This is a genomic window from Micromonospora sp. NPDC023633, from assembly GCF_040640035.1.
Classification (GTDB): Bacteria; Actinomycetota; Actinomycetes; order Mycobacteriales; family Micromonosporaceae; genus Micromonospora.
Window position 1 is genome coordinate 1 of the sequence record NZ_JBFABB010000139.1, and the last position, 16,261, is coordinate 16,261.

Annotated in this window: 18 protein-coding genes; 10 read left to right on the forward strand and 8 right to left on the reverse strand. The window is 75.1% G+C overall.

From position 1 onward, the window contains the following. From AB0G13_RS29485 to AB0G13_RS29505, 5 genes are all read right to left on the reverse strand, one after another. A partial coding sequence (locus AB0G13_RS29485) for a hypothetical protein (protein WP_357881198.1) occupies nt 1-241 on the reverse strand: 241 nt, incomplete at its 3' end. A 2-nt stretch (nt 242-243) separates the two neighbouring features. After that, nucleotides 244-1,299, reverse strand: a complete 1,056-nt coding sequence (locus tag AB0G13_RS29490; RefSeq protein WP_357881201.1) for a LacI family DNA-binding transcriptional regulator — start codon at nt 1,297-1,299, stop codon at nt 244-246. Nucleotides 1,300-1,437: 138 nt separating this feature from the next. Continuing rightward, on the reverse strand, nt 1,438-2,286 hold the full coding sequence (locus tag AB0G13_RS29495; protein WP_357881204.1) for an SAM-dependent methyltransferase: 849 nt from the start codon (nt 2,284-2,286) through the stop codon (nt 1,438-1,440). A 108-nt stretch (nt 2,287-2,394) separates the two neighbouring features. Next, the gene (locus AB0G13_RS29500; RefSeq protein ID WP_357881250.1) at nt 2,395-3,228 is read right to left on the reverse strand and encodes a helix-turn-helix transcriptional regulator; all 834 of its coding nucleotides are present in this window, start codon (nt 3,226-3,228) and stop codon (nt 2,395-2,397) included. A 180-nt stretch (nt 3,229-3,408) separates the two neighbouring features. Further along, on the reverse strand, nt 3,409-3,648 hold the full coding sequence (locus AB0G13_RS29505) for a DUF397 domain-containing protein (protein ID WP_357881207.1): 240 nt from the start codon (nt 3,646-3,648) through the stop codon (nt 3,409-3,411). Between the two features lie 260 nt (nt 3,649-3,908). Here AB0G13_RS29505 and AB0G13_RS29510 point away from each other — a divergent pair, with 260 nt between their 5' ends. Further along, nucleotides 3,909-4,559, forward strand: a complete 651-nt coding sequence (locus AB0G13_RS29510) for a GGDEF domain-containing protein (RefSeq protein ID WP_357881210.1) — start codon at nt 3,909-3,911, stop codon at nt 4,557-4,559. 193 nt (nt 4,560-4,752) lie between these two features. Further along, nucleotides 4,753-5,403 carry an NAD(P)H-dependent oxidoreductase gene (locus AB0G13_RS29515; protein ID WP_357881213.1) on the forward strand — a complete coding sequence of 217 codons (651 nt, stop codon included), beginning with the start codon at nt 4,753-4,755 and terminating at the stop codon, nt 5,401-5,403. Nucleotides 5,404-5,406: 3 nt separating this feature from the next. Here AB0G13_RS29515 and AB0G13_RS29520 read toward each other — a convergent pair whose 3' ends face one another. Further along, the gene (locus tag AB0G13_RS29520) at nt 5,407-5,889 is read right to left on the reverse strand and encodes a type II toxin-antitoxin system PemK/MazF family toxin (RefSeq protein WP_357881217.1); all 483 of its coding nucleotides are present in this window, start codon (nt 5,887-5,889) and stop codon (nt 5,407-5,409) included. A gap of 88 nt (nt 5,890-5,977) precedes the next feature. Between AB0G13_RS29520 and AB0G13_RS29525 the strand changes: the two genes are divergently transcribed. The 5 genes from AB0G13_RS29525 to prfH all read left to right on the forward strand — a co-directional run bounded on the left by AB0G13_RS29525 (nt 5,978) and on the right by prfH (nt 10,330). After that, on the forward strand, nt 5,978-6,580 hold the full coding sequence (locus AB0G13_RS29525) for a DUF4291 domain-containing protein (RefSeq protein WP_357881220.1): 603 nt from the start codon (nt 5,978-5,980) through the stop codon (nt 6,578-6,580). Between the two features lie 14 nt (nt 6,581-6,594). Beyond that, on the forward strand, nt 6,595-7,257 hold the full coding sequence (locus AB0G13_RS29530) for a hypothetical protein (RefSeq protein ID WP_357881223.1): 663 nt from the start codon (nt 6,595-6,597) through the stop codon (nt 7,255-7,257). A 95-nt stretch (nt 7,258-7,352) separates the two neighbouring features. Further along, nucleotides 7,353-8,315 carry a class D beta-lactamase gene (gene blaOXA, locus AB0G13_RS29535; protein WP_357881226.1) on the forward strand — a complete coding sequence of 321 codons (963 nt, stop codon included), beginning with the start codon at nt 7,353-7,355 and terminating at the stop codon, nt 8,313-8,315. Between the two features lie 153 nt (nt 8,316-8,468). Then, on the forward strand, nt 8,469-9,644 hold the full coding sequence (locus tag AB0G13_RS29540) for an RNA ligase RtcB family protein (protein ID WP_357881229.1): 1,176 nt from the start codon (nt 8,469-8,471) through the stop codon (nt 9,642-9,644). After that, complete coding sequence (gene prfH, locus AB0G13_RS29545; RefSeq protein ID WP_357881232.1) at nt 9,641-10,330, forward strand: peptide chain release factor H; 690 nt, start codon at nt 9,641-9,643, stop codon at nt 10,328-10,330. The genes AB0G13_RS29540 and prfH overlap by 4 nt, the downstream gene beginning before the upstream one ends. Here the strand turns inward: prfH and AB0G13_RS29550 are convergent. Next, nucleotides 10,319-11,005: a macro domain-containing protein gene (locus tag AB0G13_RS29550; protein ID WP_357881234.1), complete on the reverse strand. Its 687-nt coding sequence runs from the start codon at nt 11,003-11,005 to the stop codon at nt 10,319-10,321. The two genes, prfH and AB0G13_RS29550, sit on opposite strands and share 12 nt — an antisense overlap. Before the next feature lie 189 nt (nt 11,006-11,194). Between AB0G13_RS29550 and AB0G13_RS29555 the strand changes: the two genes are divergently transcribed. Both AB0G13_RS29555 and AB0G13_RS29560 read left to right on the forward strand, forming a co-directional pair. Next, on the forward strand, nt 11,195-12,811 hold the full coding sequence (locus AB0G13_RS29555; RefSeq protein ID WP_357881237.1) for an ADP-ribosyltransferase domain-containing protein: 1,617 nt from the start codon (nt 11,195-11,197) through the stop codon (nt 12,809-12,811). Between the two features lie 192 nt (nt 12,812-13,003). Further along, entirely contained in the window at nt 13,004-13,879 is an 876-nt protein-coding gene (locus AB0G13_RS29560) for an alpha/beta hydrolase (RefSeq protein ID WP_357881240.1), read from the forward strand. A gap of 49 nt (nt 13,880-13,928) precedes the next feature. On the opposite strand, the gene AB0G13_RS29565 is transcribed toward AB0G13_RS29560, so the two are convergent. After that, nucleotides 13,929-14,507 carry an AAA family ATPase gene (locus AB0G13_RS29565; RefSeq protein WP_357881243.1) on the reverse strand — a complete coding sequence of 193 codons (579 nt, stop codon included), beginning with the start codon at nt 14,505-14,507 and terminating at the stop codon, nt 13,929-13,931. A 331-nt stretch (nt 14,508-14,838) separates the two neighbouring features. On the opposite strand from AB0G13_RS29565, the gene AB0G13_RS29570 reads away from it, so the two are divergent. Next, entirely contained in the window at nt 14,839-16,146 is a 1,308-nt protein-coding gene (locus tag AB0G13_RS29570) for a hypothetical protein (RefSeq protein ID WP_357881246.1), read from the forward strand. Nucleotides 16,147-16,261 lie beyond the last annotated feature (115 nt).

Genomic DNA, 16,261 nt, shown 5'->3' on the forward strand with positions numbered 1-16,261 from the left:
CCGGCACGCACCCGCAGGCGGGCGCCCTCGTGCCGCTCGAAGAAGCGCTGCGCCGCCGCCATACCGGCGCCGGCTGGATCCGGTCGGCAAGCCGGCGCAGGACGTCGGCGGCGACCAGCCGGGCGGGGGCGAGTCGCGCGACGCGGGGCCGCTCCGGGCGGACGGGGGCGTCCGGCCGGGCGGAGTTGACGTGCCGGGTCACCGCGTCGATGGCGAGGACGAAGCCGGTGGGCTGTTCCATGGTCAGCTCCTTGGGACGGGTCCGGTGGTGGACCGGACGACGAGTGCGGTGGGCAGCAGGACGTGGCCGGCCGCCGGATCGGCGGGCGGGTCGAGCAGGAGTCGGGCGGCGATGCGCCCCTTCTCCTCGGCGGGTTGCCGCACGGTGGTGAGGCCGGCGGTGGCGGCCTCGGCGATGTCGTCGAAGCCGGTGACCGAGACGGGCGGCCGGCCGGCCTCGGCGAGGGCGTCGAGGACGCCGAGGGCGAGCACGTCCGCGCAGGCCAGCACCGCCGTGGGCGGTTCGGGAGCGGCGAGGGCGGCGGCGACGGCCGTGGCCCCGGCCGACCGGCTGTTGTCGGTGGCGGCGAGCACGGTCAGCTCGGACCAGGCGACGCCGACCTCGGCGAAGGCGTCGGCGAACCCGCCGAGCCGCGCCCGGGTCGTCGGGTGGGCGACGTCGGTCACGCCGGCGAGGCGCAGTTCGCCCGGGGCCGCGCCGGGCCGGACGGCCTCGCCGAGCAGGGCGACCCGCCGGTGCCCGAGTTGCGCCACGTGCGTGGCGACGGCCCGGGCGGCGGCCCGCTCGTCGATGCCGACGTAACGGTCGTCGGGGCCGGCGTCGTCGCGGGGAGCGGTGGTGACGACGGGCAGGCCGCGCTCGCGGAGCACGTCGACGACCCAGCCCTCGTCGCCGACGCAGTAGACGCAGAAGCCGTCGACGGCGGCGTTCTCCACCGCCCGCCGCGCGGCGGCCTCGTCGGCCGGCAGCGGCACGAGCAGCAGGCTGGTGCCGTGTCGCTCGGCCGCCTCGGCGACGCCGGCCAGGAAGCGGACCGCGAAGGGGTCGGTGAAGGCGTACGACAGCCGCGACTCGAAGAGCACCCCGATGGCGCCGACGTAGCCGCGCCGCAGCGACCGGGCGGTGGGGTTGGGGCCGGGGTAGCCGAGCTGCCGCGCGGCGTCGAGGATCCGCTGGCGCAGCGCGGCGGAGAGCTGGTCGGGCCGGCTGTAGGCGTTGGAGACGGTGCTGCGGGACACGCCCACGGCGTCCGCGACGGCCTGCAGGGTCGGCTTCACCGCGCCTCCTCTGTATCGATTCAGACTGGATCGATACAGAGACTAGGCGGCGCTGGCCGCCCTCGTCAACGCCGCATGGCGGGCGCAACGAAACCACCCCGCCCGGTCAGGCCGGACGGGGTGGTCGGAGGCGGGCGGTCAGGGCTTGCGGGCCACCGCCCCGTACATGCTGATCTCGGCCGCCGACGGGCGCGGCTGCGGGGCGTCCTCGGCCCGCCACTCGGCGACCGAGGTGAGGCCCGGCTCCACCAGCTCCAGCCCGTCGAAGAACCGGGCGAACTCGGCCCGGGTGCGCAGGTTGATCAGGCCGTGCGGGCTGCCGCCCCGGGCCGCCGCCTTCGCCTCCTGCGCCACCTGCGGGGGGAGGTAGTCGTGGGTGGCGTGCGAGGCCGCCAGGTAGCTGCCGGGTGGCAGCGCGTCGAGCAGCCGGCCGACCACGGCGTACGGGTCGTCGTCGTCGCCGACGAAGTGCAGGATCGCGACCAGCATCAGCGCGACCGGCCGGGACAGGTCGATGGTGCGCAGCAGGTCGGGGTGGTGCAGGATCCGCTCCGGGTCCCGCAGGTCGGCGTCGATGTAGGCGGTGGCGCCCTCGGGCGAGCTGGTCAGCAGCGCCCGGGCGTGCGCGAGCACGATCGGGTCGTTGTCGACGTAGACCACCCGGGACTCGGGGGCGACCGCCTGGGCGACCTCGTGGGTGTTGTCGGCGGTCGGGATGCCGGTGCCGATGTCGAGGAACTGGCGGATGCCCGCCTCCCGGGCGAGATGACGCACCGCCCGCTGGAGGAAACGGCGGTTCTCCAGGGCGGCGGTGCGGATGGTCGGGAAGGACGCCGCCACCGTGTCGCCGGAGTCCCGGTCGGCCTGGAAGTTGTCCTTGCCGCCGAGCCAGTAGTTGTACCGGCGGGCGGGGTGGGCCACCGAGGTGTCGATGCGGCCGCTCGGGTAGGCGGGGCCGGTCGTCGCACCCGGGGCATCGGTGGTCAAGGCAGCCTCCACGACTCTGCGCCGCCCGCGACCGGGGGCGTCCGTCCACTGTCGCCGGTCGGCGACCATGGTAGCCGCACCGCCGCCCCGGGCGAGGCCCCGCCGCGGTCACCCCGGGTAGAGGTCGTCCAGGATCCCGCCGAGGATCTCCGGCGTACGCTCCGGCGGCTCGGCCTCCACGCAGAGCCGCTCCATCGCCACCGCGTAGTAGTCGAGGTCGTCGCGCTTGTCGAGGTAGAGCGCGCTGGTGAGCTGTTCGATGTAGACGATGTCGGGCAGCTCCCGGTCGCCGAAGCGCAGGATGGTGAAGGCCCCGCCCGCGGCGGCGTGCCCACCGGCGGCGAACGGGATGACCTGGAGCCGGATGTTCGGCGACTTGGTCGCCTCGATCAACGCCGCCACCTGCTCGCGCATCACCCGCGGGCCGCCGATCGGCCGGCGCAGCGCGGCCTCGTCGACCACCGCCCAGAGCTGCGGCGGGTTCTCGCGGTGCAGCAACCGCTGCCGCTGCATGCGCAGCGCGACCCGGCGCTCGATCTCCGCCGGCGCGGCGCGCCCGTGCCCGAGCAGCACCACCGCCCGGGCGTACTCCCGGGTCTGCAGCAGGCCGGGGACGAACTGGACCTCGTAGCTGCGGATGAGCGCGGCGGCCGCCTCCAGGCCCAGGTACGACTGGAACCAGTTCGGCAGCACGTCACCGTAGCGGTGCCACCAGCCCGGGCTGTTGGCGTCGCGGGCGAGCTTGAGCAGTGCCTCCCGCTCCGCAGGCGCGGTGACGCCGTAGAGGGTGAGCAGGTCCGCGACGTCGCGCTCCTTGAAGCCGACCCGGCCCAGCTCCATGCGGCTGATCTTCGACTCCGAGGCGCGGATCTCCCAGCCGGCGCCCTCCCGGGTCACCCCGCTGGACTCGCGCAGCCGGCGCAATTGGGCGCCGAGCAACATGCGCAGCACGGTCGGGCCGGCCCCCGGACCGTCCTCGGCGGGACCCACCGTCACAGCCGACCTCCACATGCGGTTCCTGCCGGCCAGGTGCCCCCGCGCGGCCGACGTGTAAGCATGCCATGAACCGTGGGTGAGGTGAACTTCCTCGGTGCGGACAGTTCGTCCGTCGGCCGGACGCGGTCAGGCGATCAGATTGTCGAAGTCGCCGTCGCGGGCGCCGAGCACGAAGGCGGTGATCTCGTCCACCGTGTAGATCAACGCCGGCCCCTCGGGGTGCCGGGAGTTGCGCAGGGCGATGCCGGCGCCGCCGGGCAGCTCGGCCAGCTCGACGCAGTTGCCGCTGGGGTTGCTCCGGCGACTCTTCTGCCAGTCGAGCGGGGGCAGCTGGGTGGTGGGAACGCCGTTCGGAGGCTGCTGCATGGACGTCTTTCTCTCGCGAGCCCCCGGCGACGCCGGGCAGTGGTGCCTGGTCAGGGGCGCCCGGCATCGACGAGGGGCTTCCTGCACGTGCATCTGCTATTGCATCTGCATCGGACAGCGAGCATGATAACGCACGTGAACGGTGCCCATCCGTTCACTTAGAGTTACCCCACCTGGGCTGCCACCAGGAAGGACGGGACCCGGGCGCGGGTGCGGACCGCCGCGCGCCGGGCGCAGACATCGTGGTGATGGGAGGTCTCGTGCCGGATCCGATGACCATCGCGTCCGGCATCTGTGCGGCCGGGGCGCTCGTCACCTCCTGGCAGCTGCGGCGACGCGCCATCCAGGCCGAGGCCGAGATCGGGCACCTCCAGGCCGAGCTCGCCGCCGAGCGGCACGCCGCCAGCCACGACCCCCTCACCGGCCTGCCCAACCGCCGCGCGTTCTACCGCCTGGCCGCCACGCTGCTCACCGACGCGGCCGGGCAGCCGCTGATCGCCGTGGTGCTCGACCTCGACGACTTCAAGCAGATCAACGACCGTTACGGGCACGCCGCCGGCGACCAGGTGCTGGTCAGCGTCGGCCAACGGCTCGCCGCCTTCGCCGGGGACAACCTGGTCGCCCGGCTCGGCGGCGACGAGTTCGCCGGGCTGCTGGCCAGCCCGACGATCGACCGGCGGTGGATTGAGCACGCCACCCGGCGGCTCTGCGACAGCCTCGCCGCGCCGATCCCGCTGGGCGGGCTCAGCGTCCGGGTGACCGCCTCCGTCGGGCTCGCTCCCGTCACCGGGCCGGCTCAGCTCACCGAGGCCCTGGACCGGGCCGACGCCGCCATGTACCGGGCCAAGAGCCTCGGGGTGGCCCGCCCGCCCCGGCAGCTCGTCGACACCGCCCACCTGGCGGAGTGCTGAGCGGCAGAGCCCGTCCTCCTCGCGGGCCTAGAGCGTCGGGCCGGGCGCGTCCGGTCCTCCCGACATCCGCCACCGGCGGCGCCGCCCGGCCCGTCCACCACCGGCCCCGCCACGACGCGTCTGGACGTGTCTCGCGCCGGTTGCCGGGTATGCCGGCCTCGTCAGCGCCGCGCCGGCCGAGAGGGGAAACACCGTGGCGAGCATCCGGGCCCTGGTCCTGAACTGCACCCTCAAGCGGTCCCCCGCCCCGTCGAGCGCCGAGGTGCTCGGGCGCGAGGTGCTCGACGCCCTCGCCGCACAGGGCGTGGCCGGCGACCTGGTCCGCGTCGTCGACCACGACGTGCGGTTCGGCGTCTCCACCGACGAGGGCGACGGCGACGGCTGGCCCGCCATCCGGTCCAGGCTGATGGCCGCGCAGATCCTCGTCCTCGCCACGCCGATCTGGCTCGGCCAGCCCTCCGCCGTGTGCAAGATGGTCCTCGAACGGCTCGACGCCGAGCTCTCCGAGACCGACGCCGCGGGCCGGCTGCTCACCTACGGCAAGGTGGCCGGGGTCGCGGTCGTCGGCAACGAGGACGGCGCGCACCACACCATCGGCGAGGTGCAGCAGGCCCTCAACGAGGTCGGTTTCACCTGCCCCGCGGCGGGCGCCACCTACTGGGTCGGCGAGGCGCTGCACAAGGTGGACTACATCGACGCCCGGCCCAAGCCCGACACCACGGGCCGCACCACGAAGGCGCTGGCGCTCAACAGCGCGCACCTGGCCCGGCTCCTGGCCGAGCAGCCGTACCCGCCGCCGGACGCCCGCGCCGCCGGGGTCGGCCCGAGCCGCGAGCCGGCCTGACGGTCAGCGCCAGCCGTAGCCGGCGCGCAGGGCCTGCCCGACCCGGTCGAAACGGGCCCGGTCCAACACCGCGCCCTCGCGGCGGATGCTGTCCTCGCGCATGGTCAGCACGCGGTCCAGCCGCACCCAGCTCGGCCGGTTGTCCCGGTCCCACTCGCCCGGGCCGAGCGCGAGCCAGTGCCGCTGGCCGTCGCGCTCGCTCTGACTGGACAGCATCAGCCCGAACAGCGTCCGGCTGTGCCGGCCCACCACCAGCACCGGGCGGTCCTTGCCCTGGCGGGGGTCGTCCTCGTACGGCACCCAGGTCCAGACGATCTCCCCCGGGTCGGCGTGCCCGTCGAGCTCCGGGGCGTACGCCAGTTGCCGGCGCTGCAACGCGGCGACCTGGCGGGGGCGGGCGACCTGCGCCGGGCCGGGCCGGGGCCGGCGCGGCGACGGGATGACGCCGCCGATGCGGGCCGCCACACTCCTGAGAAGTCCTGCCACGACCGGCAGCCTATCCCCCGCTGCCGGCGCCGGCCCGGGCGGGACAATCCGGTGGACCGGGCCCGGGTGATCGGTCAGGATCGGCGCCATGCCGGTTCCCGTCCACCAGGTCCGTGCCCGTCACACCGCCGACACCGTGACCGTGTACCAGGCGTACCCGCCGGAGATCGCCCGCCCGGCGCTGGCCGCCGGCCGCTTCGTGCCGCCGTTCAGGCGGGAACGGATGACCTGGATCAAGCCGTCGTTCCGCTGGATGATGTACCGCTGCGGCTGGGCCACGAAGCCCGGGCAGGAGCGGGTGCTGGCCGTCGAGATCACCCGCGCCGGCTTCGAGTGGGCACTGGCCAACTCGTGCCTGAGCAGCTTCGACCGCGACCGCCACCCGGACCGGGAGGCGTGGTCGCGGCGGCTGCGGGCCAGCCCGGTGCGGGTGCAGTGGGACCCGGAGCGGTCGCTGCGCCTGGCCCCGCTGCCGCACCGGTCCCTCCAGGTCGGGCTCTCCGGCGAGGCGGTGCGGCGCTACGTCGACGAGTGGCTGGTCGGCCTCACCGACGTGACCCCGACCGCCCACGCGGTACGCGCGGCGCTCGACGCCGGCGACGACGCCGCCGCCGAGGCGCTGCTGCCCCCGGAGCGCCCGTACCCGCTGCCGGCCGACGTGGCCGCCGTGGTCGGCGCGACGGCACCGTGACGGAGCCTGGCGCCGTGCCGTTCCGGCCCGCCTCCGCACGCCACCTGCCGCTGCTCCAGCCGGTCCTCGAGGTGGGGCCCCTCGACCCCCTCCCGCCCTGGCCGGTGGCCGACGTCGGGCCGTGGCTGGCGCTCTCCGGTGCCCTGACCGCCGCCGAGGTGGGCGCCGCCGTGGCCCGGATCGCGGCGTACAACCACCTCGACGACAGCAGCCCGTGGCCCGGTGGCGACGATCCGCTGACCGCCGTGCTGCCGGTGGCGGCGGCCGGCCCGGAGCCTGGCGCCCTGGTGGTGCCCGGCGGCCTGCGCCTCGCCGACCCGGCCACGGGGGCGCGGGTCGACCCGGGCTGCTGCAGCGACCTGAACGAGTGGCGCGAGTGGTACGGGATTCCGGCGGGCGCCTCGCCGGACCTGGGCCACGATCCCGACCCCTGGGTGGAGCACCGGCCGGGCGGCACGATCCGGGTCTGGGCGGACGAGCAGGGCGGTTCCTGGGTGGACGTCCCCGTCGACGAGCTGACGAGACTCGTCGACGGCGTCCAGGTGGACCTGGCCGGGTTCCTGCGGGCGCTGCGGAGCTGGGCCGAGGACGTCGTTCCCGCCGGCGCGGACGCGCTGGTCGCGAGCCTGGACCGGCACCTGCGGGTGTCGGGACCGGCAGCCCGGGCGCGACCGTGAGCCGACCGGCGGTGCGGCTGGCCGGGCGGCGCCGTACCCGCCTGGCACGTGCTTGACTGAAGCGTCGGTGCCGGCACGGGCAGGGGTGGTGGCAGGTGATCTTCGAGATGCGGACGCGGGGCCTGGCCGCGGGGCCGACGGCGGTCGGCCCGACCCGGCCGCCCGCCCGCTCCCGGCGGCGGGTCGCCGGCGCGGCGACGCTCGCCCTGCTCCTGCTGGCCGGCGCGACCGGTTGCACCGGGAGCGGGCCTCCGGAGCCCCCGCGGGCCGACGCCGCGTCCGCCACCGCCGGCACGGGTCCGTCCCCCACGCCGGGCGCTCCGACGGTCGAGACCCGCGACGACCTGGCGGGCCTGTTCCGGCAGGCCGGCCTCCGAGGCACCTTCGTGCTGTACGACGTGACGGCCGGACGCGTCGTCATGGTCGACCGGGAGCGGGCCGAACGCCGGCTCGTCCCCGCCTCGACGTTCAAGATCCCGCACAGTCTGATCGCGCTCGAGACCGGCGTGGTGCGCGACGAGCGGGAGAAGGTCCCGTACGGCGGCCGGCCGCAGCGCGTCGCCGCCTGGGAGCGGGACATGGGGCTGCGCGACGCGGTCCGGGTCTCCAACGTGCCGGTGTTCCAGGAGCTGGCCCGCCGCATCGGGCCGGACCGGGAGCGGGAGTGGCTGCGCCGGCTCGGCTACGGCAACGGCCAGGTCGGGCCGGTCGTGGACCAGTTCTGGTTGCGCGGGCCGCTGGAGATCTCGGCCGACGAGCAGGCGCGGTGGCTGGCCCGGCTGGCCCGGGGCGAGCTGCCGGCCGACCGGGGGCACCAGGCCACCGTCCGGGACATCCTGCGCCTGGAGCGCACCGCCGAGTACGCCCTCCACGGCAAGACCGGCCAGACGGACGCCACCGACCCGGGCACCGGATGGTGGGTCGGCTGGGTCGAACGCGGCGATCGGCTGTACTGCTTCGCGCTCAACGTGGACATCCGCGCGGACGGCGACGCCGACAAGCGCCTGCCGCTGGGCCGGCAGCTACTGCACCGCCTCGGCGCCCTGCCCACCGCCTGACGCGGCGGATAATCGCTTGCCGCACCCCGGGCGACTCCGCCATCGTGCGTCCATGACGTTCTGACGGGCAGCACCCCAGCACCGAGGCGCGCGGCACCGACCGGTGTCGTGATGCCGTCCGTCCGTTCCCGTTTCCGCGAGAAGCGAGCGTCCTTGTCTCAGCACCAGTCCCCGCGTCGGTCCGCCCCGGCCACCGTCGCCGTGTTCGCCTCCCCCACCAGCTGGATCGAATCCGATGCCCTGGCGCAGTGCCAGCAGGTGGCCGCCCTCGACGGCATGATCCACGTCGCCGCCATGCCGGACCTGCACCCGGGCAAGGGCGCCCCCATCGGCGCCGCCATGGCGTCGACCGTGCTGTACCCGTTCCTGGTGGGCTCCGACATCGGCTGCGGCATCGCCGTGTTTCCCATCCGGCTCAAGCGAGCCGTGCCGGAGCGGCTCGCCGCCCGGTTCCCCGACCTCGACCGCCCGCTCGACCCGGAGGGGGATGCCGACGACCCCGCCTGGGCCGTCGTGGCGGGCGGCATCCCCGCCGGCCACGACGAAGGGCTCGGGACGGTCGGCCGGGGCAACCACTTCGTCGAGCTGGCGCGCGTCGAGACGGTCTTCGAGCCGGGTCACGCGAGCCGGCTCGGGCTCGACGCCGGCGACCTCGTGCTCGTCGTCCACTCCGGTTCCCGGGGGCTGGGCGAGCGCATCCTGCGGGCGCACACCGAGGCCCACGGCGCGGGCCCCGCCCCTGATCCGGCGGCCTACCTGGCGGCGCACGACGACGCCGTACGGTGGGGCTCGCTCAACCGGCGGCTGCTGGCCGCCCGGGTCGCCCACGCCCTGGGGGCCGAGCCCACCGAGCCCGCCGTCGACCAGTGCCACAACCTGGTGGAGGTCCGCGACGGGGTCTACCTGCACCGCAAGGGCGCGGCGCCGGGCGACGGCCGCGACGTGCTCGTCGCCGGCACCCGGGGCACCCCCTCCTACCTGGTGGCCGCCCACGCCGGCCCGGACGCCAACCACTCGGTGGCGCACGGCGCGGGCCGCAAGATGTCCCGCGCCGACGCCCTGCGTCGGAGCCGGGCCAAGCACACCGTCGAGGAACTGCGGCGTACCCCGGTGGGGTCGCTGGTGGTGTGCGGCGACCGCCAACTGCTCTTCGAGGAGGCACCCACGGCCTACAAGCGCATCGAACGGGTGATCGCCGACCTCGTCGACCACGACCTGGCCACGCCCGTGGCCACCACGGTCCCCCTGGTCACCTACAAGACGCCCGACGGCGGGCCCACCGCCCGACCGGACCGCCGGGACGACCGCCGCAGGCGGGGCAAGCCATGAGCCTCCATCTGCTCATGTCCGCCGGGCGCGGCCCGCAGGAGTGCGCCTGGGCGCTGGCCCGGCTGCTGCGCCGCCTGGAAGCCGAGGCCGCCCGACTGGGCGTGACCACCCACCGGGTCCACAGCGTGCCCGGTGACCGGCCCGACACCTACCGATCGGTCCTGGTCCGGATCTCCGGCGGCGACGCGGAGGCGTTCGCCGCCTCGTGGACCGGCACCCTGTGCTGGCAGGCCCCCAGCCCCTACCGGGCGAGCACCGGCCGGAAGAACTGGTACGTCGTCGCCCGACCGTGCCAGCTCGACAGCCCGGCCACGGTGTTCGCGGAGGCGGACGTGGACATCGCGGCCTGCCGCACCGGCGGCCCCGGCGGCCAGCACCGGAACAAGGCCAGCACGGCGGTACGGGCCACCCACCGTCCCTCGGGCATCGTCGTCGTGGTCGACACCGAACGGCAGTTCAGCCTCAACCGCCGCCTCGCCCTGCAGTTGCTGCGGCAGCGCCTCGCGCACGGCGACGAGACCGCGGAGCGCGCCGTCGTCACCGCCCGGTGGCGGATCCACGACGAACTCGTCCGCGGCGACCCCACCCGCGTCGAACGCCCGGAACCGTCGGGGCGGGAGGCGGCCCCGACGCGGCGGACGCGCCGACGGCGCCCCGCCCGCGGCTCGGCCGCGTCAGCCTCGTGACCGGCGGGAGCCGGGCGTCGTCGGCACCGTCACCCGCACGCGCTCGTCCTCCGGGCGGCTGCCGATGTCGTCGAGCTGCTCGCAGATGGTCTTGCGCAGGTCGTCGTAGTCGCGGAAGTGGTGGTCGTTGAACAGCGTGTAGCCGGTCCACATCAGGTTGGCGCAGACCCGTGCCGGCACCCGGCCGGTCGCCGCGCCCATGCCGACCAGCGCCACCGAGGCGATGCTGCCCGGCTCCCTCTCGTTCTGCGCGTGGACGGCCTGGAACGCGGCGGCGCACGCCAGTGCCACGTTCAGCGTCTCGCTCACGTTCTGCGCCGACTGCTCCATGGTCGGGGTCGAGATCAGGAACCTGGGGTCGGTCGCCCCCGACGGCACGCAGACGGCGCTGCCCACCGGCAACGACCCGCCGAACTGGTCGCGGATCGCCCGCTGGACGCGCAGCTGGATCCCCGCTCCGAGGTGCCGCTTGATGACCGCGTCGACGCCGCCGTCCATCCGCCCCCGGGAGTTGGTCGGGCTGACCCAGGCGTCGACGCGCCGGGTGAGGATCGAGCCCTGGTGGATCTCGACCTCGGGGGTGTCGGCGAAGGCCGCCCGCCACGCCTGCACCACCTTCGCGTTGACGTCTGTCAGCACCACCCTGAGCAGCGGCTTCTCACGGTCGACGGGCATGGCTCACTCCGGTGGGGAAGGGGTTCTCTCCGACGTGGACCACGCTATCGGGGCCCACCGACAACCTTCCGCGTCGCGGTGCCCGCGCCGGTCGCGGCGTCGTGTTTGTCGCCCGCGGGCGGCAGAATGCCCCCACCTTGATCACCCGTGCCGTCGGACCGGCACGGCCCGCCCCTCCGGGAGCCCGCGATGAGTGACACCACCGCCCCCACCCCGCCCGACCCGAACGAACCGCTGGCCCTCGCCGACCTCTTCACCGGCGGCGGCGAGCCGTGGCTGCCGCTGCTGAAGCCGGTCATCGAGGCGCAGCCGGACGCGGCCACGTTCATCGGCCCGGGCCGCAGCCCGCGGGTCGTACCGGTGCGGGAACTGACCTTCCAGGCGCTCAAGCCCAACCCGCCGCACAAGTGGAAGGTCGTCGTCTTCGGCCAGAACCCGTACCCGCGCAGCGAGAGCGCCACGGGCATCGCCATGTTCGACAACACCTTCCACGACTGGGCCGACAGCCAGTTCGGCCGGGTCGTCACCATCCGCTGCATCATCAAGGCGGCGGCGATGTGGAAGCACGGCATCCCCAAGAAGACGCCGATCGCCGACATCCGCGCCCTGCTGCGGGAGCACGACACCGTGCAGCCGCCGGAGTGGTTCCAGGCGATGCTCACCCAGGGCGTGCTGCTGTTGAACGCGGCGCTCACCGCCAGCGGCGACGGGGCGATGGCCACCGACCGACACACCGCGTTCTGGCGGCCGGTCGTCGAGACCCTGGTCGAGGAGATCCTGAAGGCCAAACAGCACGCCGACGAGTCCGACCGGGGCGTGGTGTTCGCATGGTGGGGCGCGCACGCGCGCAACCTCAAGCGGGTGGTGCTCCGGCTCGAGAAGAAGTACCCGGAGGTGGAGGTCCGCCACATCGACCACCCCAACCCGGCGGCGCAGGGCGACATCTTCTGCGACGGGAACCACTTCGCGGACGTGAACGAGGCGCTCAGGACGCTGGGCGCCGACGAGATCGACTGGTTGCCCCGCAAGGGGTGGAGCCGGTCGGCGGCGCACGTCGGCGGCACGGACGCGGACACGGCCGACCGCATGGGCGCGTTCATCGCCTCCACGATGGAGTTGCACAAGCTCTACCTCGAACGGCTCGCCAGCGTCAAGGACGAAGGGCTGGCCCTTCCCCCGATCACCGGCGTGTTCGACACCCCGCTCATGGACTTCCGTACGGCCGTCGCCCCGGTGGCCGCGCTGCTGTCCGGGCTCGACCGGCACGTCGAACAGTCGCACCGGTTCGGCGAGAAGCAGGCGGACGACGCGGCCGACGGCCTCTGCGCCGACGAGATCGCGGCCCTCTACCTCTACACCTGCGAGTCGGCGTTCTACCGGCAGATCAACGCCACCCTGCGCCACCCGGACCGCAGCCGGATCATCCCGTACCTGCCGTACCTGCGACTGCTGTTCTCGGCCGTGTCACGGCTGCCGGCCCGCACGGAGCCGCTGTGGCGCGGGGTGTCGCTGGACCTGCGGGCGCAGTACCCGCTCGGGCAGACCGTGACGTGGTGGGGCGTGTCGTCGTGCACGTCGAAGCTCAGCGTGGCCCAGGCGTTCCTCGGCGGTCGCGGCAGGCGGACGCTCTTCGAGGTGCTCCCCGTGCGGGCCGTGGGCATCCGGCGGTTCTCCGCGTTCACCGGCGAGGAGGAGGTCATCCTCGCCCCCGGCACGCAGCTTGAGGTGACCGACGTGCGAACGGAACGCAACGGCCTGTGCACCGTCCGGCTCACCGAGCTGGCGGAGCAACGCCTGGTGGCGTGAGCGCTTCGGCGGCCCGCAGCGGGCGGGCGGGGCGTCGCGGTGCCGGCGGAACCCCGTTCCGCCCGCCCACGCGGCTCGCCCGTCCCCTCGCGGGTCCGGCCGCCTGGATCGAAGGCGTCGAACAACGCCCGGTGCGGGAGCGTTTCTGGCACCGTCGGAGGTCCACCCGTACCGTGGCCGGTCAGGAGACACATGGTGGCCGACGCAGCCGTGCACCACCGGACCGTCGAGGTCGACGGGATCACGATCTTCTACCGCGAGGCGGGTCCGCCGGACGCGCCGGTGGTGCTGCTGCCGCACGGCTACCCCTCGTCGTCGTTCCAGTTCCGCAACCTCCTGCCCGCCCTCGGCGACAGGTGGCGGGCGATCGCGCCCGACCACCCCGGCTTCGGCTACAGCGACACGCCCGATCCCCGCCGGTTCGCGTACACCTTCGACGCCTACGCCGACCTGCTCCGGCGCTTCACCGAGGCGCTGGACCTGACCCGCTACGTCATCTACCTCCAGGACTACGGCAGCCAGTTCGGGCTGCGCCTGGCGATGGCCGCCCCGCAGCGGGTGGCCGGCCTCGTCATCCAGAACGGCGACATCTACGAGGACCAGCACGGCCCCCGGTACGCGCCGCTCAAACGGTTCTGGCGAGAGCCCACCGACGAGGGCCGCGAACGCCTCGCCGCCGCCGTCAGCGAGGAGGGCTTCCGCGGCGAGTTCCTCGGTGAACTGCCCGACCGGCTCGTCGACCGGGTGAGCCCGGACCTGTGGCGCCTCTCGGCGGCCCTGCTGGACCCGCCCCGACGGGACGCCCTGGTCCGTCTCCTCGCCGACCAGGGCAGCACCCTCGCCTGGTTCCCCCGCCAGCAGGAGTACCTGCGCCACCACCGGCCGCCGACCCTGATCGTCTGGGGACCACACGACGGCTACATGCCCGAGGGCGCGGCGCGCGCCTACCTTCGGGACCTGCCCGACGCGGAACTGCACCTGCTCGACGGCGGGCACTGGCTGCTGGAGACGCACCTCGACGAGGTGGCGCGGCTCGTCCGGGACTTCCTCGGGCGGGTCCACCCCTGACCGTCCCGCGGTCGGGGGCGGCTGGCCGGAGCGCGGTCGGATCCGCGCCCTAGGTGAGGCAGGCGAGGAGGTCCCGGTATGCCTCGTCCACCCTGCCGTGCGCGGTGCGCACCACCCTGGTCCCGGGCCGGGTGGCGACGACCGCGAGCAGCCGGTCGTACATCGCCGCCAGCTCCGTGGCCCCGCCCTGCCGGTCGAGCAGGCGCTGGGCGTCGAGATGCGCCGGATCCGTGGACGTACGGCTGCGTTCGGCGAACCGCCGCAGCGCGTTCTCCTTGTCGTCCAGCAGGACGACCTCGTGGAACTCGGCGCCGGTGTCGCGCGCCACGCGCTCGGCCTGTCCGATGAACTCGGGGCGGCCGAGGAACTGCGGGACGATCACGTCGTGGCGGCCGGCCAGGTGCGCCCGGGCCGCCGCCAGGGCGACCGCGCGGGCGAGCAGCCCGGCGGGACCGGGGTAGTCCCGCCACCGCCCGACGAGGTCACGGATCCGGTCGATGTCGAGGTCGAGCGCGAGCGGGTGGTCCTCGACGTACCTGCGGGCCAGCGTCGACTTGCCGCAGCCGGGCGGCCCGTTGAGCACGATCAGGCGCGGCGCCGGCTCGGCAGCCGGCTGGACCTCCGTCACGACACGCCTCCCCGGTCGGCCCGGCGGCGCCCGTACCGCCGCCCACGATGGTACGTCCACCCGCCGGGCGCGGGTGCCCCTGCGGCGCGGGGCGGCCCCGGGGGGGCCGGGACGGCCCCCCCCCCCCGGGGGGGGGGGGGGGGCACGGGGGGGCTTGGGGCCCGGGGCTTCGAAGGCCGCCCCGCGCCGCGCGTGGTGGGTCAGGAGGACTCGGGCTTCGTGGCGGCCGGTGGCGCGCTGGCGGTCACGGGGCCTGCTCGGCGATGAGATCGATCGTCGGCCGGCTCGGCCAGCAGGTGACGGCGGCGCGCCGAGCCGGCACAGTGAAGCGGTGACCACCGACATCCGCACTCCCCTGGCCCGCTACGCCGACCGCCTGCACGCCGTGATCGGCGACGGGCACCACGTCGCCTCCCCGCTCGGCGCGTGGCTGCTGCTGGCGCTCGCCGCGCCGGCCGCCACCGGCCCGACCCGCGCGACGCTGGAGGAGGTGCTCGGCACCGACGTGGAGGCCGCCGCCGAGGCGGCTCACGGCCTGCTGGCGGCGCCGCACCCGCTGGTGCCCTCGGCGACCGCGTTCTGGCACCGGCCCGGCGTCGAGACGCCCGGGCTCGACGGGTGGCGGGCCGCCCTGCCCGGGTCGACCGCGACCGGGCCGTTGCCGGACCAGGCCGGGCTCGACGCGTGGGCCCGCGAGCACACGCTCGGTCTCATCGGGGCGTTCCCGCTGACGGTCACGCCGCAGGTGCTGCTGGTCCTGGCCAGCGCCCTGGCCACCCGGGTCTCGTGGGTGGACCCGTTCGAGGTGGCGCCGGCCGACGCGCTCGGCTCCGACAGCGCCTGGGCCGGCGGGCTGCGCCGGGCGCTGCGCAGCCCGGCGCACGGCCACCTCTGCTGGATCGCCGACACCGCGCGGGCCGGCACCGTCGCCGTGCACGCCGCCCCCGCCCAGCCGGCGCGGACCACCGACGGCGCGGCCGGGCTGCTGGTGGTCTCGGTCGCTGCGGCACCCGACGTGCCGGCCGGTGACGTCCTCGCGGCGGCGCACGAGCTGGCGACGGTCGCGGCGGACACGCCGCAGGGCCACCTGCCGGCACCGCGGCGTTCCCTCTTCGACGTGCCGCTTGGCGAGAGCCCGTTGTGGACGCTGCGCGAGGAGCCGACCCGCACGTACGCGCCGGACGGCCGGGAGGAGCGGGCCACCGCCGTGCTGCCCTGCTGGTCGGCCCGCAGCCGGCACGAGCTGACCGCGCCCGGGCTGGGCTTCCCCGCCGTCGCGCGGGCGTTCGGGGAGCTGCTGGACGCGCCGGGGCTGGGGTTCGAGGCGGCCCAGGCGGCGATGGCCCGCTACGGTCGGTACGGCTTCGAGGCGGCGGCCGTCACCGGCTTCGCCGCGACGCTCAGCCTGCCGCCGGAGGGGGTGGCCCGGGTCGCGGAGCTGCGCTTCGGCCACCCGTACGCCGTGGTGGCGGTCGCCACCGACGACCGGGCCGGCGGCGCGGAGCCCGGTCCGTGGCACGGGATGCCGGTCTTCTCCGCCTGGGTCGCCGACCCGGAGGAGCTGCCGGAGGCCGACGTCGCGGACCGCTACGGGGACGCCTGGCCCGGATCCGTCGCCGACGGCCGCGAAGACGTCTAGCCCGGGCCGGGAGGCGACCGGCCTCAGAGAGTGTTGGGTAACTGGAGGGCTACTTCTGGTTGAGTTCGTCGTCGAGGCGTCGGGCTGCTTCGGTTTCGATGGGGCCTTGCGGTTC

What these genes read in the sequence shown, in the direction of transcription:
- AB0G13_RS29500 (WP_357881250.1), bottom strand. Translation starts at nt 3,228, where the DNA reads ATGTTGCTCGGCGCCCAATTGCGCCGGCTGCGCGAGTCCAGCGGGGTG.
- AB0G13_RS29505 (WP_357881207.1), bottom strand. Translation starts at nt 3,648, where the DNA reads ATGCAGCAGCCTCCGAACGGCGTTCCCACCACCCAGCTGCCCCCGCTC.
- AB0G13_RS29525 (WP_357881220.1), top strand. Translation starts at nt 5,978, where the DNA reads ATGCCGGTTCCCGTCCACCAGGTCCGTGCCCGTCACACCGCCGACACC.
- prfH (WP_357881232.1), top strand. Translation starts at nt 9,641, where the DNA reads ATGAGCCTCCATCTGCTCATGTCCGCCGGGCGCGGCCCGCAGGAGTGC.
- AB0G13_RS29550 (WP_357881234.1), bottom strand. Translation starts at nt 11,005, where the DNA reads ATGCCCGTCGACCGTGAGAAGCCGCTGCTCAGGGTGGTGCTGACAGAC.
- AB0G13_RS29555 (WP_357881237.1), top strand. Translation starts at nt 11,195, where the DNA reads ATGAGTGACACCACCGCCCCCACCCCGCCCGACCCGAACGAACCGCTG.
- AB0G13_RS29560 (WP_357881240.1), top strand. Translation starts at nt 13,004, where the DNA reads ATGGTGGCCGACGCAGCCGTGCACCACCGGACCGTCGAGGTCGACGGG.